This is a genomic window from Brevibacterium sp. HMSC24B04 (assembly GCF_001806835.1).
GTDB lineage: Bacteria > Actinomycetota > Actinomycetes > Actinomycetales > Brevibacteriaceae > Brevibacterium > Brevibacterium ravenspurgense.
In genome coordinates this window covers 1-20,783 of the sequence record NZ_KV786088.1, presented here as the reverse complement: position 1 = coordinate 20,783, position 20,783 = coordinate 1, and the positions used below count along the sequence as shown (strand labels likewise).

Sequence of the window (20,783 nt, the reverse complement as noted above, 5' to 3'; positions counted from 1 at the left end):
GCGCAACTGGCAGGCGGCGATGCTCGGGTATTTGGCTAAGCGTTGGCGACATTTATCCGATGCATGGCACTGAGGTCACTGCCGATGGGACTGCTGTCTACTCTGATGCCGAAGACGATTTCAGCGTCGCAGTCCAGCAGGTAGACACCGCTGTCAACCCTGACATTGATGCCGGTGTTCGATCGGTCATCACGATCGAGTCAGAACAAGCCCCGACAGAGTACCGCTTCCCGTGGCACTTCCCGAAGGAGCCAGCGTTGACCTGGACGCGGCAACCGGCGCTGTAGTGGTAACCGACAGTGAAGGCGGTGTGATAGGCGCGTTTGGCTCACCCTGGGCGGTGGATGCCTCTGGTGCCGATATCGAAACGTCGTTTACGGTCGAAGGCGACGAGCTCGTCCAGCTCGTCCAGCACGCAGGTGCTCAGTATCCCGTGATCGCAGATCCGGTTTGGTTCGTTCCAGTTGTGGTGGCTGGGGTGCGTCTTGCCATCCCGATTGTCGTACGTGCAGCTTCGTCGGCTGCTGCGAAGCAGGCGGCAAAGCGGATCGCCAGCAATAAGTTCGGCTCCAAAAAAGTAAAAAGGTCGATAAGCCGAAGAAGGCAACGTATCGCTCTTACACTCAATCCAATCTACGTACTATCTAATCGTTTGTACTGGTAAAAACCCTAAGCACTGCCAGGCTCACCACACTATGCCGGTAAAATTCGCGCACCAGTTCGCCAAGGCCGGAATCAATATACACGATCCGAAGTATTCTGAGTGGTAGAACTCCACGAAGGGCCTGAAAAACAACCATCAGAGCCTGGCGAGAAGGTATAACGACGAATGGCGTCGATTCTTTGAGAAGAAGCGGAGCAAGAAGGTGATCCTAGATAAGCGTACAAAAATGCACAACGCTTATAAAAAGTATTATCAGTGTTGAGCAAGGAGGCCAATGCGACTACATGGCACAAAATCTTGCCGCTGACTTCTCAGCGAGACTTTTGGATTCATACGACTTGGGAAGACCGTCCAGTCCTGGGCGCTCCCACGCTTGAGGACGGACGAGAGGTGTTTGATGTCGTGGCTGACGGGAAGCTCGATGAGATTCCGTTTCCCGTGTGGTTTGAGCGCAATACCGACAGTCGCGGCAAGCGCCGGGGCGATATTCTCTGGGGTGGTCCTCCGACGCTTGTGTCCCAGCGTTTCGCCGACGCGGTGGCTGAACTCGGTGTGACGGGATGCGCGACGTTCGATGTTGACCTTTACAGCTTGAATGAAGGGCGAGTCGACGGCTACGTGGGATTCGCTGAGAACACCGAGGGTACGAGCGAGATCAGTTCGTATGCGTGGCCAGAGGGCGACCCATAGCTATGCGTGGATCGTCAGCGCCCGCGTGCTTGAGGGACTGAAAGCTCGCGGGGTAGACATGTTCAAGGTCGAGCCGTTCGACGAAAAGCGACGTTTCCCGAGAATATAAGCCGATGCAGTAGAGACCCCCCCATCGATCCCAGTTCGCAAACAGGGGCTGGTGGGGTTTCTCTACGCTGTCTTGATGCCAGGGACGCGCTTGCGGTTGGCAAAGCTGGTTGTCGAGGAGCACTGGACGTACTCGGCGGCGGCGAAGAGATGTTCATGGTCGCGTGACGGAAACAACATTCGCGCTGCCCACTTCACCGAGGCACAGAAACACACCGATCGGCTCATGATCCCCGTAGCCGTGCCGCACGACAGCGAGAATCGAGCGCTCTACATGATGGCAGCTTTCTCAGCCACCGGCCATGACCATCTCGTGGCCAACGCCGTCGTCCTCGTCCACGAGACCGAACTCATTGAGCGAGACGATGAAGGCTACCCGATCAGCAACCAATCTCACGAGCTCACGTCCGTCGAGATCGCCACAGCGTTCGAGAGTCGCGTGCGCGCTGACCTGCCCGTCCCCTATGACCCAAAACTTAAGGACGGAGGCGCAATCGACTACTTCCAACTCTTTCCCCGGTACGATCATCGCCGACCCTGGAGCCGCAACAGTGCTCAGCGATGCACCTATTGACCGTACACTACGCCCGGCCTGCACTCTGACAGTAAGTAGTGAACGCATTCGCTCGGCGGGAGGGGGAGACACGCTACCGTGTTTGCCAACCCCCAACTCAATGTCAACGACAACGAGGACACCACTCAGAACGCCTAGGCTTCACAACAGTCAGACAAGCAAAGAAAGATAAGAATAAGGCGTCAACTTGCTTCATTCTCATGCAATCGCTTCAAGGACTTCTGTACGCCGCCTAAAAATAGCAAACGACAAACGAACGCTACGGACCAAACTTCCACGGCACCGCCCCATCCTGTTATCGCCAACATCAAAGCAATTGGAGCACCGATGGATCCGTATACTGTAAATAGAACCTTGGCCATTGCACGCGGTGAATATAGTACTTTCGCCAGCGAAAAATCGATACCCGACCAAGGCTCAGTGAACATCTGAACCATCAACATAGGTGCAATAAGCAGGACGCTCGGATAGGGCACCAGGAAAATCGCAAGAACTAACACGACTAGAGTCAAAGGTGTGGTGAATGTCAAAGAGGCTTTGCGTAAACTGCGGAGACTGTATTTGTTAACACCAGCCGTCAACAGCATGCGTCCCCCGATGTTCCCGAACTGCTTCATTGGAATCACAAATAGTCGCATAATACTCACAACCAGGGCAATGATTGCGCCCGCCTCAATGCTGTGGGTTCGTGCTACAAAGGTGAGAAAAGCGAAGAAACCCATGAATACTAGTCCGTCGGCTCCGGCGAGGGCGCGATCGGCAAAGCCATGCCAGCGGTCTTTCACACGTTTTGGTAAGAGTGCACCTAGAACGCTGGTGTCAAGTGTCTGGCGGACGAGCCGCAGGCGATACAGATACACGCAGATAGCTATAGCGCTTTGGGCTAACCCAAGCGACAGCAGGGTCCAGGCGAGCGGCAACTCTAAGCCGATAATTAGCGGTATAGAGACAATCTGAAGCAACACTGTGGCAATGCTTGCTGTGAATATCTTGCGTTCAAGAGCAAATGCCTGGAGCGCGCCTGCTGCTACCTGGGAAAATGGGATCAACAGCATCCACGGAAAAACTCCAGCTAAATAGAAGAGCTGTTCATGACCGTGATGTTCAGAAAATATAAAAAGTGCACCGCATACAACGAAAACACACAAGCCTGCGAATACTGAGATCCGCCAGGCTTGACTATTCTGCGTCCTGAATTCATCGGCAGCGGACAATGGGTCTAGTTGACCTTTTAGTTTCAACTGGACAAAACTTCGAATGCTGACAATCGAGCATCCCGCAGAGGCGGCGACTATAATACCGATTATATTACCGGCTGATCCTAAAGCGAATACTCCGTTATCCCCGTAGGCATCACGTATAAAAATAATTGCGAAAAAATTCGTAATCAAAGGCGCCAACGTTGAAAACGACATCAAACCGACTTTTTTAATAATGTCTGATGGTTTGACCGGGCTGATTGAGCTAGGCATGGTTTGAGCGTCCGGCCAAATCTGAAAGCAGATTCACATTCCGAGGACAAGTGTCAATCCTCAGCAAATTGGTAGAGAAGCGCTTGCCTGATAAACCATAATCGCATTCAGTTAAAACTGAGGTAAATAACGGAGTCTCATTCCCGACGATTTCTATATTCATGTTCCTAAAAATTCTTCTGATGGACTCAGAGATTTGATTTAGGCGGTAGAAGCTCTTGTCGAGGCTCTCTTTAATGGCCGGTTCTCCCAGCGCTGTGTAGACTGCACACGAAGAAAGTGTCCAGTATCTGTGGTTCAGCCTAAGGTCACTCAAGCTGTTTGGGTTTGCAACGATTCCGCCCATTCTGAACCCGGCTAAAGAATAAGCTTTTGAAAGTGAGAAGACTGTGAATATGTTCGGACCGGATGCAGCGGCCGCGCCATGTTGCATTTCGTGACCATTTAGACGCGCATAAGTACAGTCAATAATGACTGCGTCGCACCGGAGGCTAGTAGCCGATTCTAGTGGTATGGAATTGTTTTTAGGGTTGCCGGGATATGTGATAATGACTGTCGAGGTCGTCGTAGACGCCGGATTAAGGCGCGCGTGCAGATCGGCCGAGTCGGCATATTCTTCAAGAGTGGCACCAGCCTGATTGGCGATCCGCTGGTACCCAGGGTAAGAATATTGTGGGCAAAGTATTCTGTCGGAGGATTTTCGTTTCACAATTTCTGCAATTGCGTGTTCGGCACCATGAGTGAACTGGACGTCTACGCGTTTATTTTGCACAATCCAACCGAGCGGCCCCTCGAGGAGTGTTGATTCTTGTGGCCGTGTATAGTATTTCGACCAGTCGGAGTTGATGATTAAATCGCTTACTCTGTGTTTGACTACTGTTGCTACGTCGAAGTAAGGGAGTGCGTAGGTGGCTCCGCGAGGAGGTGTCGAGACACACGAGACGAGATTGCGCTCCTTGCATGAACGTTTCATGAGCGGGTTACCGGTACAGGTCGAATATTGAGTCAAATTCCCCAAGCTGTCGCCAAGGAGAGCTTTCTGGTATAGCTGCCTCGGATGGTGATTGCAGACCTGTTTCGTTAATTTGGTCAAGACTTAGGCCTACGGTATCTCTCAGGAAATTAAATACGGTCCAATGTTTTCCACGCTTCTCGGTGAACGGGCCGAAGCTGTGTGTATAGTCTGGTATCCATTTGAGGAATTCTTCAGCGAATTCTTCGGATCCGACACGGCTTTCATAGGCTTTTGGTGTGATCGACTCGTGGTGGATGAATCGCGGGGCTGGGAGAGCGTTGCAAAGACGTCGGTAGGAAACGGTCTGAACGATGAATTCATGCCAGATGTCGTCTACTTCTGGCGTTACAGCGATGCGGCGGCCTCCAGTCATCGACATGATTGAGATGTACTTGAGGAATTCGAGAGCCTGAACCTCGGCTATTTCATCTGGTCGTGCGGGGATTCTGCTTAGTGCGGTTTCGACATAGTGCTTTGGTACTGCTTCGGACAAGGCTTGCAATACGTCTCCTCGTTGAATCGTATGGCCTCGCCGGATACTTCGATCTGACGAGGCCATACAAGTAGGCTACTTGGCTTCGTGGTGGATCACTCGGGATCTACCTCCGCGCAGCAATCCATAGCGACGTGACGGAGTGCGTCGGCGTGCTGGTTTTTGACCACTTCTAGCAGTGTTTCCATCGTTGCGCTCCTTTAATCCGGTCGACGGTTGTTGTCAATGAGCGAGTCACCTCGCTCTTAACTATATTTAGTGTCGTACGTCACAGTTGTCAAGCATTCTTTTGCTTCACAGCCTCGGAAGACCTGCACCTCGGCGGCATTTGGGTTCGCTTTGCCGCCAGTGGATCATTCCATTCCTTTTCATTAAGCAGCAAGGTAATGCGTGTGCTTTTCTGGTCGAGAAGCATTTGGAAACCGCGTTCGCGTCCCCATTCTCTTGTCGCGGCTGTGCAAGAACAAGCTGGCTAGCTGTGATCTCCAGGGAGATTAGTCTGAAGAATTGACTTTGTGGTGAGGGTTCAACGCGCGGGTCTCGCCGCGGGACGGGACCCAACCGCCGGATGGGCGCCAACTGCCGGCGCCGACCCGCGCCTTCGGCGACCCTTCACGTCTCGTCGCCGACCAGAGGGTCTGACGGTCCGAAGATCTTCTGCGCAACCCGCAGGAAGAAGTTCGTCAGCGGGCCGATCAGGAACGCATACGCAAATGTGCCAATCCACAGCAGTCCGCCCAGCAGGACGCCCGTAACAAGAACCAAAACCTCAATAACCGAGCGCACCATCCACACGGGTTTGCCGGTCACACGGGTCAACCCGGTCATAAGGCCGTCACGCGGTCCGGGCCCGAAGTTCGGAATGATGTACAGAACCGTGGCAATCGCGTTGAGCACAATGCCGGAGATCATGAACAGGATCCGCACCCACATCTGCTCCGGATAGCCGATCAGCCACACGAAGAAGTCCAGCCACACGCCGACCAGCACTGCATTGGCAAACGTGCCCAGCCCAGGCTTCTGCTTGAGCGGAATCCACGCCAGCAACACGATGAGCGACACGATCACGATGATCGTGCCGATCGACAGCGGAACGTGGTGCGAAATGCCCTGGTGCAGGACATCCCACGGGACGGGCCCCAGGTTGGACATCACCATGAGGCCCGAGGACAGCCCGTAGAAAGCAAGCCCCACAAACAGGGCCGTCAGCCTCCATCCGAGGGGTGCTTGAGCTAGGAGGCGAAAATCTGCGGCACCGCCGCGCTGGCCTGAACCGCCTGATCCGCCCTGGCCTCCGCCAGGACTCACCGCCATCTGGTGGACATCGCCAGGCCGACGACCATGATTCCGAAGCCTGCCAGCAGGTTCCAGTTACCCCACACCTTCACGGGGAACTCACCACCGGACAGGTAGAACACGATCAACCACAGCATGCCCAGGATGATGATGCCGAGCATGGTCGGCAGGAACCAGCGCGGGTTTGGGCGCACGCTGGTATCCGAGCTGCCGGACTGGTACTTGGTCTGCTTGCGCGCCGATGCGCGCTTTGCCGGGTTGCCCGACTTTGCGGCGTTCTTCGACTTCTTGGCGGGCGCGGACTTGCGGTTCTTCTGCTTAGCGCCCGAGGTGCCCTTGTCTTCTGCCTTTTTGTCGGCCTTCTTGGCCGACTTTTCGTCGGTCTTCTTGTCGTCCGAGTCTTTGTCGTCAGCCTTCTTGCTGCCCGACTTTTCGTCAGAAGCGTTTTTGTCTTCCGAGGTGCCGCTCTTGTCTGCGTCCTCGGTCTTCTTTGCCTTCTTGGAGCCCTTGCCAGCTGCCTTGCCAGAGCCCTTGTCAGCAGCCTTCGCGCTGTCGTCCGATTCTGCGCTGCTCGCGTCGAGTTCAGCCGATTCGACCGCTTCTTCAGCGTCGGCTTCGGCGGGCACCTGCGATGAGGTTGCCTTGAGGTTGTCTTCGCGCTTGCTTGACGAGGCCACAGTTCTCCTTCGGTTGGCCTTGTGCAGGCCAAACAACGGCATATCGGAATTCCTCAGGGTATGTTAGTCGTTTTTGGCTCGCATAGCACAAGAACGCCGGCTTGAGCCACTATGATGGCTCGAGGAAACAGCCGGATATCCCCGCTGGGATCGTTGGAAAGCTAAGAGGACACACGTGGATCAACCACTGACGCGCAAAGAACGCATCGCGCGTGAGCGGGCTGAAGCCCAGCGTGCCGAACAAGCCGAATCTGCCGGCGAAACCTACGCCGTGCACCCAGAAGGATCACAGCGTCCCCGCCGCGAACCCAGCCGCGAAACAGAGGCCCCGGCAGAATCCACCTCGTACCCTGCGGCAGAAGAAGGTCCGTCCACCTCGCCCATGCCGGCGGTGGGGGAGCGCCCCTACATCCGCCCGGCAGCACGCGACGCGCGGCGGGCCTACGGCACCGGACCGCAGCACACCGCCGCTGTGAACCAGAGCCACAGCGCACCCACCGGCTACAGCCAGCCCACCGCTTACAGCGCCCCCACCGGGCACGCTGAACCCGCACCAGCCGCACCGGCAAAGTCCACAAAGCCGGAACCTGAACCCCTCGGCTTTATTCGCGGCACCATCCGCGGCTTCGGCGAACTGTGCATCACCGCCGGCCTCATCCTCATCCTGTTCGTGGTGTGGCAACTGTGGTGGACCGACATCGAAGCGAACAAAGACAACCAGCACCTGGCCGGGTCCCTTGCCGAAAAGTGGCGCGAAAATCCGCTCGACAAACTGCCCGAAGACCCTGACACCCCCGTGCCAGCCGCACTGCCGGCTGAGAACGAAGCCTTCGGCATCATGTACATCCCGCGGTTCGGCCCCAACTACTACCGCACCATCGCCGAAGGCGTGTCGCTGGAACCCGTGCTCAACCGCATGGGCATGGGCCACTACCCGTCAACTGCCAAACCTGGTGAGGTCGGCAACTTCGCCATGGCAGGGCACCGCGTGACCTACGGAAAGCCGCTCAACCTCATCGCCGAAATGCAGCCGGGCGACAGGATCTACATCCAAACGAAGGAAGGCGTGTACACCTACACCTTCCGCAACTACGACATCACCCTGCCCGACGCCACGGAAGTGCTCGCCCCCGTCCCGTCGGCCCCCGAATACAAGGGCAAGGACCGGATCATGACGCTCACGGCGTGCAACCCCATGTTCTCCGCGCGCGAACGCTACATCGCCTACGCAACGCTCACCGACTGGTCGCCGGCCGGCACGGACGTTCCCAAGGAACTTGCCGACCTTCCCGCCTTCGAGAAAGCCGGAGGGAAGTAAGCATGTATGAATTCATCTGGCGTCTGCTGCCGGGCAACTGGTTCGTCAAAACCATCATCAGCGCACTGCTGATCGCGGTCATCGTGTTTGTGCTCATGCAGTACGTGTTCCCCGTGATCGCGCCGTACATGCCGTTCAACGACGCCACAATCGAAGGCCGGGCTGCCCACGCAACAGCCCACGCAACGGCTGACACAGTCATCCCGGGAGCAGACCTGTGATCGCTCGCATCCTCGTGATCGACAACTACGATTCCTTCGTCTACACCCTGGTCAGCTACGTGCAGGAACTCGGCGCACAGACCGACGTCGTCCGCAATGACGACATCACCGCCGACCAGCTGGAGGAACTCCTGCCGAAGTACGACGGGGTCCTGATCTCGCCGGGGCCGGGAACGCCGGCTGAAGCCGGCATCAGCGCCGACATCGCACGATGGGCCGCTCAGCACTCGCTGCCGTACTTCGGGGTGTGCCTGGGTCACCAGGTGTTGGGCGAGGTGTTCGGGGCCGTGGTCGACCGTTCACCGGTTCTCATGCACGGCAAAACCTCGAAGGTCGTCCACAACGGAGAATCGGTTTTCGCCGGCTGCCCTTCACCGCTGACAGCCACCCGCTACCATTCACTGGCAATCGTGGACGACAGCCTCCCGCAGGACGTCTTCGAAGTCACCGCGCAGACAGAAGACGGCGTCATCATGGGCATCCGCCATCGCAATGCGCCGCTGCACGGCGTGCAGTTCCACCCCGAAAGTGTTCTCACACAGAGCGGCTACACGATGGTCGCGAACTTCCTTGCCGCCTGCGGTATGCGGCAGGCAATCGCCGCCGCACACGGCCGCGCCCCGGTGGCGTCAGCTGCGGCGCTCAGCAGCTGAGCGCCGCAGCCGAATCACGAATCGTCATCTGCTCCCGGCAGAAGAGGCCATCCCTCGTCATCCGTGTTGTCATCTGCCGGCGTCGGCGTCGGAGTGGGCGTCGGCTTTTCCTTCGCCACCTTGATGGTGATCGTCGAGTGCTGATCGGTTGACGAACCACCCTTGACCGACTGCGAGAACACCTTGCCTGCGTCGTGGTCGTTCGTTTCGACCTCTTCGGTGTTGCACTGCAGCTGGTGTTTTTCGCCAGTCAGGATTTCGCAGGCCTCATCAGCGGTCTTGCCGGTGACATCCGGAACATCGACCCGTCCCGAAGACAGAACCAGGTCAACAGCCGAACCCTTCTCGACCTTCGAATCCTTACCGGGCTTGGTCTTGAGCACCGTGCCCTTATCAACGTCAGGCGAGTTCTCCTCGGTGTTCGAACCGCCCTTCAGACCAGCCTCTTCCAGCGTCTGGCGAGCCAACGACTCCGTCTGACCCGAAACATCCGGAACCGTCACCTCGGAAGGTCCAACGGAAACGAACACCGTGACATCCGAACCCACCTGGACAACAGAGCCGCCTTCGGGGTTCGTCTTGACGACGTTGCCCTCCGCGACATCGTCGTCGTTAACTTCCTCGGTCAGCCCGTTGAGGTTGTTGTCCGCCAACCACTTCAGCGCCTCTTCTTCAGAAACGTTCTTGAGGTCGGCAAGCTCAATCGTGGGCGGTTCCTGCGGTTTGGACAGCTGGTACACCCACAGACCCAAGCCGCCCAGAACAAGCACGAGGATCGTCGCAAGAATCCACAGCCAGCTGCGCTTCTTCTTGTCTTTTTTCTCTTCTTCTTCGCGGTTGGGCAGGGTCGAAAAGCCCGAGGTGCTGCTCAGCTCATCCTGCGCACCCATGGCCTGCGGGCCGGTGCCCACGCCGACCGGAGCGACCATCTGCGTTGCGGCGGTCGCCGGGGCCGGGGTGTAGATCTGGGTCGCGTTCGGATCGCCGCCGTCAATGCTCATGGGACGACCATCGCGGGCCGCCAGAACGTCCTCGCGGAACGTGAACGCATCCTGGTAGCGCTCATCGCGGCTCTTGCTCAGAGCGTGCAGCACCAGGTGGTCCACCGACGGCGGAATGTTCGGGTTGATTTCCGAAGGCGGACGCGGGATTTCGCCCACGTGCTGGTACGCCACGGCCAGCTGCGAATCGCCGGTGAACGGCGGCTGGCCCGTCAGCAGTTCATACAGCAGGCACGCCGTCGAATACAGGTCAGAGCGGGCATCGACAACTTCGCCTCGGGCCTGTTCGGGGGACAGGTACTGGGCGGTGCCGACAACAGACGAGGTCTGGGTCAGCGAACCCGTGTCCTCAAGTGCGCGCGCAATCCCGAAGTCCATGACCTTGATGTCGCCTTCGGGAGTGAGCATGACGTTGGCGGGTTTGATGTCGCGGTGGACAATCCCGTTGCGGTGGCTGTAGTCCAGGGGCGCCAGAACACCGGCAATGATGTCCAGCGATTCCTGCACCGTCAGCGGGCCGTGGGTCGAGAGAACCTCACGCAGAGTCTGACCCTCCACGTACTCCATGACGATGAACGGCACCATGACCTCGCCGCCGCCGGACTCCACCAAGGCCTCTTCGCCGGAGTCGTAGACGCTGACGATGCCGGGATGGTTCAGCCGGGCAGCCGACTGGGCTTCGCGGTTGATGCGCTCGTGGAAAGAATTGTCGCGGGCCAGGTCGCTGCGGAGCAGTTTGATTGCCACACGACGGCCGAGCCTGCGGTCAGTGCCCGCATGCACTTCGGCCATGCCGCCGCGACCCAGGAGCTCCTTGATCTCATAACGGCCCATAAGCAGACGTGAATCTGGCATCATTTACCTCCGCTGTTCGAGGCGGAGTCCCCGCCAGTCGCTTTTCCGCCGCCCTGGCCGGAACCGCCCTGTCCCGAGTTGCCCTGGTTGGAGCCTCCCTGGTTGCTCTGGTCTTTGTTCTGGCCAGGAGCACTGCCGGAGTTTCCGGGGCTGTCATTGGATCCGCTGCCGCTGTCCGAACCAGAATCGCCGGAACCGCCCTGGTCAGAGCCGCCCTGGTCAGAGCCGCCCTGGTCAGAACCGGAACTGTCGGAACCGCCTTGGTCGGATCCGCCCTGCTGGTTCGAGTCGCTGGGGCGCTTGCGCTCCTGCGGCTGCTGTTCCTGCTGGTCAGGCTGGCTGTCCTGGTTGTCAGCGGGATCGTTCTGAGTGGGTTCGGAACCGCGCGACACAACGAGGGTGACTCGCGAACCGGACGGGAAGCTGTAGCCGTTGTCGCCGCGCTGCACAGCCGTGACGGTGCCTTCTGGTTTGTCAGAGTATTCCAGGGTCTTTTCGGCCTTGAGGCCAAGGTCCTTCAGGTCGGACTTTGCATCGCGGTAGTCCTTGCCGACGTAGTCGCTGGGGTTGATCTCAACCATTTCGGACTGTTCATCCGTGGTCTGATCACCGAACAGCTGTTCACCGAACAGCGCCCACGCACCCCAGCCCAGCAGACCCAGAAGGGCGATCACAAGAATCGCGATCGCAGCTTTGGCGCCTGCGCCGCCTTTCTTGCGCTCTTCGGGTTCTTCGAGCTCTTCAGAGGTCGGCTCCGGTCCGGCCAGGTATCCGCGCTGGATGCCCGCCGGCTGTGCGGCCGCCTGTTCCGAGGTGTGGTTCAGCACGGTCGTCGAAGCCTCGTCAGAGCCGATCACCTGGGTGGCGGCGGTCTGCCCGCCGGCACCCGGTGCCAGCTGGGGGATGGCGGCTTCCGCAGCCGCGATGTCGCCGTCCATGAGCGCACGCGCAGCCGTGGCCACAGATGCGCCGTCAGCCGGACGCTGGCCCGGCTTCTTAGCCAGCAGGCAGTCCACGAGCCTCTGCACGGGTGCCGAAACGGTTTCCGGCAGAGCGGGGTGCTTGCGGTTGACCTGTGCAATGGCGATCTCAACCTGGGTTTCGCCGATGAACGGACGGCGTCCCGCCAGCAGTTCGTACAGGATGATGCCCAGCGAATACAGGTCGGACTGGGGCACTGAGCCCTTGCCGGTGGCCTGCTCCGGAGCCAGGTACTGGGCGGTGCCCATCACCTGACCGGTGCGGGTCAGCGGAGCCTGGTCGGCCACGCGGGCAATTCCGAAGTCGGTGATCTTCACCCGGAAGTCCGGGGTGATGAGCAGGTTGCCCGGTTTGATGTCACGGTGCACCACACCGGCCTTGTGGGCGGCATCGAGCGCCTGGGCGGCCTGCGCGGTGATGTTGAGAGCATCGACTTCGCTCATAGCGCCGTCGCGTTCGATGATTGCCGACAGCGCTTCGCCGGGCACGTACTCCATAACCAAGTAAGGTGCGCCGGTTTCTTCGCCGTAGTCGTACACACCGGCAATGCCGGGGTCGGACACCGCGCCCATTGAGCGTGCTTCGGCCCGGAAGCGAGCGAGGAAGCCCTCGTCGTCCCGGTATTCGTCCTTCATGATCTTCGCTGCGACAGGGCGGCCGAGAACGTTGTCGGTTCCCTTCCACACTTCGCCCATTCCGCCGACGGCGATGCGGGTGGTGAGTTCGTAGCGTCCGCCGAGCACCGTGCCTGCTTCTGGCTTCATCAGCTGATCACCGCCTCCATGATCTTCTTTGCTATCGGTCCCGCAGTGCGCCCGCCGGATGCTGCCGATCCTGCTGCACCGCCGTTCTCTACTACTACTGCCACGGCTACCTGGGGGTCGTCAGCCGGAGCAAACGATGTGTACCAGGCGTGGGGTGCCGCGCCTTTCGCATGCTGTGCCGTACCGGTCTTCGCAGCGACCTTGACACCCGAGATCGCTCCCGCCCCGCCGGTGCCGTCGGTGACGACCTTCTGCATCATCTGGTTGAGGTAGCCTGCCGACTCTTTGCTCATGGGCCTCGAGAAGGTCTTCGGCCGCGGAGTTTCCATCACCTCGAGCGTGCGGGCGTTCTTAACCTGCTTGACGAGGTTGGGCTGCATTTCCTTGCCGTCATTCGCGATTGCCGCGGCGACCATGGCCATCTGCATGGGCGTGGTGCGGACCTCGTACTGTCCAATGGACGACTGTGCCAGCTGCGGCGGATTAAGGTCTTCCGGGAACTGCGAAGCGTCGACCTTGATGGGCGATTCGAAGCTTTCGCCGAAGCCGAACTTCTTCGCCGTTTCAGCCATCGCGTCTTCGCCGATGTCCATGCCGAGCTTGGCAAACGTCGTGTTGCACGACTTCGCCAAAGCATGTTCGAAGCTGGCCTTGCCACCGCTGCCACACGATGCACCGCCGGCGTTGCCGATGGTTGCGCTGGTCTGCGGGAGGTCCAAGCGGGTTGGCGAATCCAGTTCGGTGTCTGGGATGTAGTCGCCGTGTTCGAGTGCGGCTGCCGCGGTGACGAGCTTGAACACTGAACCGGGCGGGTACTGTTTGCCGCCGATGGCCTTGTTCACAGCAGGCTGGCCGTCGGCTTTGAGGAGCTTGTCATAGGCCGACTGGGCTTTCTTCGTGTCGTGTGAAGCCAAGGGGTTCGGGTCCCAGCCAGGGGTCGACACCATGGCCAGGACGTGCCCGGTCTTCGGGTCGAGCGCAACAGCGGCACCGTTCTGTCCGCCAAGGGCATCCCACGCGGCTTTCTGCGCCTTGGGGTTGATTGTCAGCTCGATGGCTGCGCCCATGTTCTCCTGACCGGTCAGCCAGTTGGAGATCTGGTCGTAGAAGAAACGGTCGTCCAGGCCCGACAGGAGGCTGCCCTCGGTGCGCTCGATCCCGGTGGAACCGCCGATAACCGAGTAGTAGCCGGTGATCCCGGAGTACATTTCTGCCGGCAGGCCCTTCCCGCCGTACTGTCGCTGGTACTTGTACTGCGTATCAACGGGAACGGATTTGGCGACGGGCTCACCGTCGATGAGGATCGGTCCGCGCGGCCGTGAGAGCTGTTCGAGCAGCGTGCGGTTGTTCATCGGGTTGGAGCGCAGACTGTCAGCCGCAAGGAACTGCACCGTGCTGACCGAACCGAACAGCAGGGCAAACATCACAAGCCCCACGATGAATACGTGGTTGAGAGATTTCTTCACTGCTGTTCACCTCCTGCCGGTTTCGGCGCGTAGCCGCTGGTGCTGGGGTTGTAGTCCGAAGTTGCGAAGTCGCCAGTGTCAGTCTCGACATCGGCTTCGTCATCCGTGCGCACTGTGGGTGTGGTGTCTGTGACCGCCCGCAGCACGCCCGTCTGGAATTCCTCCTGTGGGCGTCTGGCGTTGTCGCTCATGCGCAGCAGCAGCCCCAGAATGATCCAGTTGGCCACTAGAGAAGAACCACCGGCTGCCAAGAACGGGGTGGTCAGACCGGTCAGCGGGATGAGGCGGGTAACACCGCCGACGACGATGAACGTCTGGAAGGCCATGAGGAACGAAAGACCCAGAGCCAGCAGGGTGCCGAACTGGTCGCGCAGGCTGCCGGCGATCTTCACACCGCGCTGGAACATGATGAGGTAGAGCGTGAGGATTGCGAACAGGCCGATCATGCCGATCTCTTCACCGAAGCTGGCGATAATGAAGTCGGAGTCCGAATAGGGGACGATATGTGGGCGGCCCTCGCCGAATCCCTTGCCGAAAAGACCTCCGTTGGCCATGCCGAACATGCCCTGCACCAGCTGGTAGGAACCGCCGGGTTTGCGGTTGAACTCTTCCGGCGACAGCGCGTTGAGCCACGCGTCGACGCGCTGTGAGAAGTGCGCAAACAGGAAATACGCGGAGGCGGCGGCCGCAGCGAACATGGACAGGCCCAAAAAAATCCACGTTTTGATGCCGGTTGCCACGTAGAGCATCGCGACGAACAGACCGAAGAACAGCAGTGCTGAACCCAGGTCGGTCTGGAAGACCATGACGGCAACCGCAATGATCCAGGCGATGATGAGCGGACCGGTATCACGCAGCCTCGGCAGGCGCACCCCGAGGACTCGCGGCCCGGCCAGGCGCAGCTGGTCGCGGTAGTTGACGAAATAGCCGGCAAAGAAGATCGCCAAGAAGATTTTGGCGATTTCACCCGGCTGGAAGCTGAAGGGGCCCAGGCCGATCCAGATGCGCGAACCGTTGATGGTCCGGCCCAATCCCGGCAGCAGGGGCAGCAGAAGGAAGAAGACACCGGCGAGAAACGCAATGTAGGGCCAGTTGCGCAGAATCCGGTGATCGCGCAGCACAAAGATGACCGCGGCGCACAGAATGACGCCCAGGCCCATCCAGATGAGCTGCGAATCCGCAGTCCTCGTGGTGTCCTTGGCAACCCCGATCCGGAAGATCATCGCCAGACCCAGGCCGTTGAGCATGACCGCGATCGGCAGCAGCACGGGGTCGGCGTACTTCGCGCGGAAGCGCAGCACGACGTTCATGCCGATGCCGAAAGCGGCGATCACACCGGTGTAGCTGTACACGTTGGCGGGGATTTCACCGGAAGCTCCGATGCCGACGAGCGCATAGGAACCGCCGGCGACAATCACCGCGATGATGACAAGGAACAGCTCAACATTGCGGTAAGTGCGCGGACCCTTGGCAGTCTCGACCTGATCGGCTTCCGTGCGGTAGTCGTCCAGGGTTGCGCGACTCACTGTCCGTCACCGCCCGGTGATTCTGAATCGCTGCTGGGGGCGGGGTCGGTTCCGTCGTTGACGTCGCCCTGGATGCCGTCACCGCTGCTGTCGCGGCTGGCTTCTTTCCGCAGGTTGTCGACGATGTTGTCAACGTCTTCCTTCGAACCGGCAGGGATCGTCTGACCCAGGCGGTCCTGCGTGAAGCTCGACAGGCTGCTGACCTCGATGTCGGTCTGTTCCTGCAGGTGAGACAAGCTGATGGGGCCCAGATCCTGGGAAACGCCCTGGTAGACGACAACGCGGCCGTTTTCCTCGGTCACGTAGTACTGGTTCTGAATGTAGCGCCACCCGAACAGGGCGGCACCAGCCAGAAGAGCAACCACGAGCACCGTGACAATCCAGCCGAAATAGCTGCGGCGGGGCACTTCTTCGTAGTCGTCGTCATCTTCGTCGTCGCGTGCCGCGGCAGCCCGCTTGGACGCCTTCTTGTCGGCCCTGCGCTCAGCGCGGGAGGGCTTCGGTTCCTCATCTGCGGCGGAAGCCGCGGAAGCAGCGCCGACGGGAGCGGCAGGTGCGGCTGCAGAGGCAGCCGACTCCGCCTCGTCATCTGTTCCCGAGGTGGAGGCCGGCTGAGTGGCGGGCTCTGTATCCGCGGAAGTCGGCTGGGTGACCTCTTCGGTGTCATCGATGCCCGTGTCCTTGCCCATCGCGGCGATGTCGCCGGCGTGCATGATGTCAGTGTCAGCGGCAGGATCGTCGTTGACGACGTTCATCTGGCGGGTGGACTCAGCTGAACTGCCCAGAAGCGCGTAGTGCGGGTTGATGCGCACCGAACCGGCGTTCGAACCGGGATCCTCAGCGCGCGCGGGGTCAGCCTCAACAATGTCGCTGACGATGACGGTCACATTGTCCGCACCACCGCCGTCCAAGGCGAGGTCCACCAGCTGGTCGCAGGCGTCATCGGGGTTGTCAACGGTTTCGAGAATCTGCTTGATGTCGCGAATATCCGCAAAGCCGGTCAGCCCGTCAGAGCACAGAAGCCAACGGTCGCCCAGCTGAGCGTTGCGGATCGACATGTCGAGCTCCGGTGTCGAACCGACATCCCCGAGCACCTTCATGACGACAGAACGCTGGGGGTGGTGCTCCGCCTCGTCCTCCGTGATGCGGCCCTCGTCCACGAGCATCTGCACAAACGTGTGGTCAGACGTCATCTGGGTCAGTTCGCCGTTGCGCAGCAGGTACGCGCGCGAATCGCCGATGTGAGCCAAGCACAGACGGCTGTCCTGGCGCATAAGCGCGGTCACGGTCGTGCCCATGCCGGCAAGTTCGGGGCGTTCGGCGACAGCGGCGTTGATCCGCTCGTTCGCTTCGAGAATCGCGGAGCGCAGCTCACCCAGCAGGTCAGGGCTGTGCTGCGGAGTGTCCAGGGCAGCCAGACGGCTGACCGTGATGGCCGAAGCCACGTCACCGCCAGCGTGACCGCCCATACCGTCGGCGATCAGCAGAAAGTTGGGGCCCACATAGCCGGAGTCCTGATTGTTCTGACGCACCAGACCGACATTGGAGCGGACCGCGGCGTTGAACATGATTTCGGGAAGTTCGTTCGTCATGCCTGCAGCTCCATAGTCGTGTTGCCGATTCGCACAGGTGTGAAAGCAGGCAGGGGCACAGCGCCGTGAAGCCTGCGATCGCCGACGAACGTTCCGTTGGTAGAACCGAGATCCTCGATGTACCACAGGCCCTCATCAGCGACAACGCGCGCGTGAACACCAGAGGCGAAATCATCGTGGAGGACAACGTCATTGCCGCCGGCACGCCCCATGGTCACTGGTTGGCCGCCCAGCGGGATGACTCTGCCCTGCAGTGCCCCGGATGTGAACACCACTTGGGCGTGATGGGCAGTTGTCACCTGGTCGCCGGGCTGAACAGAGCCGCCGGATGCGGTCGGAGCGGCAGCGGGCGTGCTCTGCGGGCGGCCGCGGTTGCCCTTGGAGCGTCCGCCCTTGCGACGGCGGACCTTAGTGCGCGGACCGAAGATGTCCTGACGCAGCACACCGGCGACGAGGAAGACGAAAATCCACAGCAGCGCGAAGAATGCGAGCCGCAGCACCATGACGGTGAGCTCTGTCATCAGCTCCCTGCTTCCGATCGATGGAACACAACCGTGCTGTCGCCGGCCTGCAGAACGGTTCCATCGGTCACATTGACTTTGGAGATGCGTTTGCCGTCCAAGAGGGTGCCGTTGGTTGAGCCAAGGTCAGAGGCCTGTGCGTGCGAACCGTCGACGGTCACCTCGAAATGGCGGCGGGAAACACCCGGGTCGTCGATGACGATGTCGGCACTGGAAGACGAACGGCCGAAGATCGTCGACCCCTGGCCCAGCCGGTAGCTGCGCGAACCAACCGACACCGTGAAGTGCGCGGCCGACTGGCGGCCCGCCGGGCGGGCTGGGCTGGCCTGGTTGGGCGCGGGGCTTGGGGCTGGGCTGGTTTCGCGGCGGCGGGATTGTTCGTAGGCTTCCGGCACGATGGGGTTGGCGCGGCTTATAGGGTCGTAGCCGCCCCGGTTGGCCGGCTGCGCGGCGGGCGAACCATCGGGGCGCTCGGTTCCCGCGAGTACGCGGTAGACGCCGGTGTCGAGGTCAGATGCGACGGTCAGCTCAACCGTTACGGGGCCTACGAAGCTGTAGCCCTGTTCAACGGCGTGTTCGCCGACAACCTGGCGGAGGTCGGTTTTGAGTTCGTCGAAAATCGGGGTCAGTCTCTCGAAGTCGGTCGAGGACAGTTCCACGGTGTAGCTGTTGGCGGTCAGAGTGCGGCCGCGTGATACGACGGCGGCGCGGGCGTCGGCTTCTTTGCGAAGCGCTCCGGCGAGCTCAACAGGTTCGACCTGGGAGCGGAAGGCTTTGGCGAACGCGCCATTGACTACGCGTTCAATTCCGCGCTCAAAACGGTCGAGCATGCCCACGGTGCGTTCCACCCCCTTTCGACGATCAATCAGTCAACACATCATATTAACGGCCGAACCATTGACGGGGCCTGAGAACCGCATCTTCGGCTGACTGCTCGCGGCATTGGCTGATTTGACACTAGCGCGAAATCGCGCACGCGTGGGGGATATTGATGGGGTTTGGGTGCTGTTGTTAGGTGGGTGCGGGTGGTGGGTGCTGGGGTGGTTGGGTGTGCTCGGCGGTTGTCTGTTTGCCGTTGCGCACACCCGTTAGCAATGAATCCACGCTTTAGCCGCAGGGAGACTCCCTTTAGCAACAGAAACTCCCATTAGCAGTTGTTGCTAAGGCGCAGAATCCGGCTAAAGGGTGTGCGGAGGTTTTAGGGCGAGGTGCCGGGTTGGCTGTCTGTTTGCCGTTGCGCACACCCGTTAGCAAGGAATCCACGCTTTCGCCGCAGGGAGACTCCCGTTGGCAACAGAAACTCCCGTTAGCAGTTGTTGCTAAGGCGCAGAATCCGGCTAAAGGGTGTGCGGAGGTTCTAGGGCGAGGTGCCGGTCTGGCTGGGTGCAATAGGTGTGCCGTCGGGCCTGGGGTGGGGTGCCGCAAGAGTGGTTTTGGCGCCCGTTTTGCTGCTGAGCGCTACATGTGTGTATAGTTTCTTTTTGCTGCTTCGCGCGAGTGGCGGAATTGGTAGACGCGCTGGCTTCAGGTGCCAGTGGTGGCAACATCGTGGGGGTTCAAGTCCCCCCTCGCGCACAGAGTGTCGTTTGTACGGATGACCAGCTCAAGGCCGGGTTGCTCCTTCGGGAGTAATCCGGCCTTGTTCGTTCGTCGCCCTGCACAACTCGGAGCTTCATGGGTAAGGGGCAGGCAGGGTTGAGGTCGCTGAAGGCACGCATGGGTGGAGAATCCGGCCAGGCGTGCGCCAGGGCAGTGCGTGGGCGAAGTGAATGTCATGTACCGACCGCGATTGCAGGTGGGGCGTTCGGCACGACCGACCAGCCTCGGGTGACCTCTCGTCGCCGTGCCCGACGAAGAGCTGCAGACGCCACGCGCGTCAAGCCGACCTGATCGTGGAGCCGGTTGATGATCTTGCGGACGCTGGTGGCGGCGACCATGACGATGGCGCTGAGTAACTGGTTGGTCCAGCCGCGTCGTGGGAGCGTCTCTGCGTCGTCCACGGGCATGAACTTGCCGTCTTTGATCGACTTGTTCATCGACTCCACGGAATGCCGCCCGGAAGAGTATTGGGCTTGCCATTTCTCGGAACGATAGGGGTAGGCCTGCTCATGCTTCGCCCGTTACATTGATTGTCAAGCTGCTTCGGGTGTTTTTTCTTCGTAGAGGGTTCCGTGTTTGACCATGGCGTACACGACGTTGAGTCGTCTGCGAGCTAGGCACATGATGGCTGCGTTGTGGCGTTTTCCTTCGGCTCGTTTCCGGTCGTAGTAGGCCTTGGATATCGGGTCGTGGTTGGATGCGACCCAGGCGGATTGGAATAGCGCGCTTTTGAGTTTCTTGTTGCCTGCACGGGAGGGAAACTCCCCGCGGATCGAGGTTCCTGATCTCCTGGTGACAGGCGCGATACCGGCATAGGCTGCCAGGTGGGCAGCGGACTGGAACGTGGAGAAATCTCCAGCGGCCAGGAGAATCTGACTGGCGGTCTTAACGCCGACTCCCGGCATGGACGTTAAGACCTGAAGAAGAGGGAGCGAATCAATGAGTTCCTCAACTTGTGCAGCGATGTCAGCCCGTTCGGCTTTGAGCGTTTTGATCGTGGCGGCCAGACGCGGCACGATCTGTTCAGAAGCTTCACTGCCAGGCACGATCACGGTCTGCTGGCTCAGTGCTTCAAAGATCGCATCCACCAGTGCTGAAGGGTCTTTGCGGGTGTGGTTACGCGCCCACCGCTTCACCCCTGGATTCCCCGCGGCCCGCAGCCCTGCTGGACCGTTGTAGCGGATCAGCAAATCCAGCGTGATCTGGCGGGTCAGCACACCACCTTTGAATACACGTTCCAGTGCTGGGTGGATTTGTAACAGCAAGATGAAGCGTCCTGGGTTTAGTTCCTACCTTA

General features: G+C 59.9%; 20 protein-coding genes and 1 tRNA gene. 7 read left to right on the top strand and 14 right to left on the bottom strand.

Annotated elements, in window-relative coordinates; all coding sequences use genetic code 11:
* Positions 1 to 232 precede the first annotated feature (232 nt).
* The 3 genes from HMPREF3092_RS05790 to HMPREF3092_RS05780 all read left to right on the top strand — a co-directional run bounded on the left by HMPREF3092_RS05790 (position 233) and on the right by HMPREF3092_RS05780 (position 2,036).
* A complete protein-coding gene (locus HMPREF3092_RS05790) occupies positions 233 to 664 on the top strand; it encodes a hypothetical protein (RefSeq protein ID WP_141737970.1) in 432 nt (143 codons plus the stop codon).
* 402 nt (positions 665 to 1,066) lie between these two features.
* Positions 1,067 to 1,354 carry a hypothetical protein gene (locus HMPREF3092_RS05785; RefSeq protein WP_141737969.1) on the top strand — a complete coding sequence of 96 codons (288 nt, stop codon included), beginning with the start codon at positions 1,067 to 1,069 and terminating at the stop codon, positions 1,352 to 1,354.
* Positions 1,355 to 1,538: 184 nt separating this feature from the next.
* Positions 1,539 to 2,036 (top strand): hypothetical protein, encoded by a 498-nt coding sequence (locus HMPREF3092_RS05780; protein ID WP_141737968.1) that lies wholly within the window; start codon positions 1,539 to 1,541, stop codon positions 2,034 to 2,036.
* 182 nt (positions 2,037 to 2,218) lie between these two features.
* On the opposite strand, the gene HMPREF3092_RS05775 is transcribed toward HMPREF3092_RS05780, so the two are convergent.
* The 5 genes from HMPREF3092_RS05775 to HMPREF3092_RS10985 all read right to left on the bottom strand — a co-directional run bounded on the left by HMPREF3092_RS05775 (position 2,219) and on the right by HMPREF3092_RS10985 (position 6,989).
* The gene (locus HMPREF3092_RS05775; RefSeq protein ID WP_141737967.1) at positions 2,219 to 3,508 is read right to left on the bottom strand and encodes a hypothetical protein; all 1,290 of its coding nucleotides are present in this window, start codon (positions 3,506 to 3,508) and stop codon (positions 2,219 to 2,221) included.
* Entirely contained in the window at positions 3,501 to 4,481 is a 981-nt protein-coding gene (locus HMPREF3092_RS11605; RefSeq protein WP_370919361.1) for an aminotransferase class I/II-fold pyridoxal phosphate-dependent enzyme, read from the bottom strand. Before HMPREF3092_RS11605 ends, HMPREF3092_RS05775 begins: the two co-directional genes overlap by 8 nt.
* A gap of 7 nt (positions 4,482 to 4,488) precedes the next feature.
* Positions 4,489 to 5,082, bottom strand: a complete 594-nt coding sequence (locus HMPREF3092_RS11205) for a hypothetical protein (RefSeq protein WP_141737966.1) — start codon at positions 5,080 to 5,082, stop codon at positions 4,489 to 4,491.
* 546 nt (positions 5,083 to 5,628) lie between these two features.
* Positions 5,629 to 6,330, bottom strand: a complete 702-nt coding sequence (locus tag HMPREF3092_RS05760) for a membrane protein YczE (protein WP_256174388.1) — start codon at positions 6,328 to 6,330, stop codon at positions 5,629 to 5,631.
* Positions 6,321 to 6,989: a cell division protein CrgA gene (locus HMPREF3092_RS10985; protein WP_256174387.1), complete on the bottom strand. Its 669-nt coding sequence runs from the start codon at positions 6,987 to 6,989 to the stop codon at positions 6,321 to 6,323. Before HMPREF3092_RS10985 ends, HMPREF3092_RS05760 begins: the two co-directional genes overlap by 10 nt.
* Positions 6,990 to 7,164: 175 nt before the next feature.
* On the opposite strand from HMPREF3092_RS10985, the gene HMPREF3092_RS05750 reads away from it, so the two are divergent.
* From HMPREF3092_RS05750 to HMPREF3092_RS05740, 3 genes are read left to right on the top strand one after another with little or no spacing between them, the layout of a single operon-like run.
* Positions 7,165 to 8,307: a class E sortase gene (locus HMPREF3092_RS05750; RefSeq protein ID WP_070424164.1), complete on the top strand. Its 1,143-nt coding sequence runs from the start codon at positions 7,165 to 7,167 to the stop codon at positions 8,305 to 8,307.
* 2 nt (positions 8,308 to 8,309) lie between these two features.
* Positions 8,310 to 8,528, top strand: a complete 219-nt coding sequence (locus tag HMPREF3092_RS05745; protein ID WP_070424163.1) for a hypothetical protein — start codon at positions 8,310 to 8,312, stop codon at positions 8,526 to 8,528.
* Positions 8,525 to 9,181: an anthranilate synthase component II gene (locus HMPREF3092_RS05740; RefSeq protein WP_070424162.1), complete on the top strand. Its 657-nt coding sequence runs from the start codon at positions 8,525 to 8,527 to the stop codon at positions 9,179 to 9,181. Before HMPREF3092_RS05745 ends, HMPREF3092_RS05740 begins: the two co-directional genes overlap by 4 nt.
* A 14-nt stretch (positions 9,182 to 9,195) precedes the next feature.
* Here HMPREF3092_RS05740 and pknB read toward each other — a convergent pair whose 3' ends face one another.
* The 7 genes from pknB to HMPREF3092_RS05705 are packed head-to-tail and all read right to left on the bottom strand — an operon-like array spanning position 9,196 to position 18,735.
* A complete protein-coding gene (gene pknB / locus HMPREF3092_RS05735; protein ID WP_256174386.1) occupies positions 9,196 to 11,037 on the bottom strand; it encodes a Stk1 family PASTA domain-containing Ser/Thr kinase in 1,842 nt (613 codons plus the stop codon).
* Entirely contained in the window at positions 11,037 to 12,782 is a 1,746-nt protein-coding gene (locus tag HMPREF3092_RS05730; protein ID WP_070424160.1) for a protein kinase domain-containing protein, read from the bottom strand. The genes pknB and HMPREF3092_RS05730 overlap by 1 nt, the downstream gene beginning before the upstream one ends.
* On the bottom strand, positions 12,782 to 14,248 hold the full coding sequence (locus HMPREF3092_RS05725; protein ID WP_070424159.1) for a peptidoglycan D,D-transpeptidase FtsI family protein: 1,467 nt from the start codon (positions 14,246 to 14,248) through the stop codon (positions 12,782 to 12,784). Before HMPREF3092_RS05725 ends, HMPREF3092_RS05730 begins: the two co-directional genes overlap by 1 nt.
* On the bottom strand, positions 14,245 to 15,774 hold the full coding sequence (locus HMPREF3092_RS05720) for an FtsW/RodA/SpoVE family cell cycle protein (protein WP_070424158.1): 1,530 nt from the start codon (positions 15,772 to 15,774) through the stop codon (positions 14,245 to 14,247). The genes HMPREF3092_RS05725 and HMPREF3092_RS05720 overlap by 4 nt, the downstream gene beginning before the upstream one ends.
* Positions 15,771 to 17,366, bottom strand: coding sequence for a PP2C family protein-serine/threonine phosphatase (locus HMPREF3092_RS05715; protein ID WP_070424157.1), 1,596 nt, complete (start codon positions 17,364 to 17,366; stop codon positions 15,771 to 15,773). Before HMPREF3092_RS05715 ends, HMPREF3092_RS05720 begins: the two co-directional genes overlap by 4 nt.
* Entirely contained in the window at positions 17,363 to 17,887 is a 525-nt protein-coding gene (locus HMPREF3092_RS05710) for an FHA domain-containing protein FhaB/FipA (RefSeq protein ID WP_019174062.1), read from the bottom strand. Before HMPREF3092_RS05710 ends, HMPREF3092_RS05715 begins: the two co-directional genes overlap by 4 nt.
* Positions 17,887 to 18,735: a DUF3662 and FHA domain-containing protein gene (locus HMPREF3092_RS05705; protein WP_083274275.1), complete on the bottom strand. Its 849-nt coding sequence runs from the start codon at positions 18,733 to 18,735 to the stop codon at positions 17,887 to 17,889. Before HMPREF3092_RS05705 ends, HMPREF3092_RS05710 begins: the two co-directional genes overlap by 1 nt.
* Before the next feature lie 643 nt (positions 18,736 to 19,378).
* On the opposite strand from HMPREF3092_RS05705, the gene HMPREF3092_RS05700 reads away from it, so the two are divergent.
* A tRNA-Leu gene (locus HMPREF3092_RS05700) sits at positions 19,379 to 19,462 on the top strand.
* 197 nt (positions 19,463 to 19,659) lie between these two features.
* Here the strand turns inward: HMPREF3092_RS05700 and HMPREF3092_RS05695 are convergent.
* A complete protein-coding gene (locus HMPREF3092_RS05695) occupies positions 19,660 to 19,923 on the bottom strand; it encodes a hypothetical protein (protein ID WP_070424156.1) in 264 nt (87 codons plus the stop codon).
* 96 nt (positions 19,924 to 20,019) lie between these two features.
* Positions 20,020 to 20,703, bottom strand: a complete 684-nt coding sequence (locus HMPREF3092_RS05690) for a transposase (protein ID WP_083274274.1) — start codon at positions 20,701 to 20,703, stop codon at positions 20,020 to 20,022.
* Positions 20,704 to 20,783: the final 80 nt, after the last annotated feature.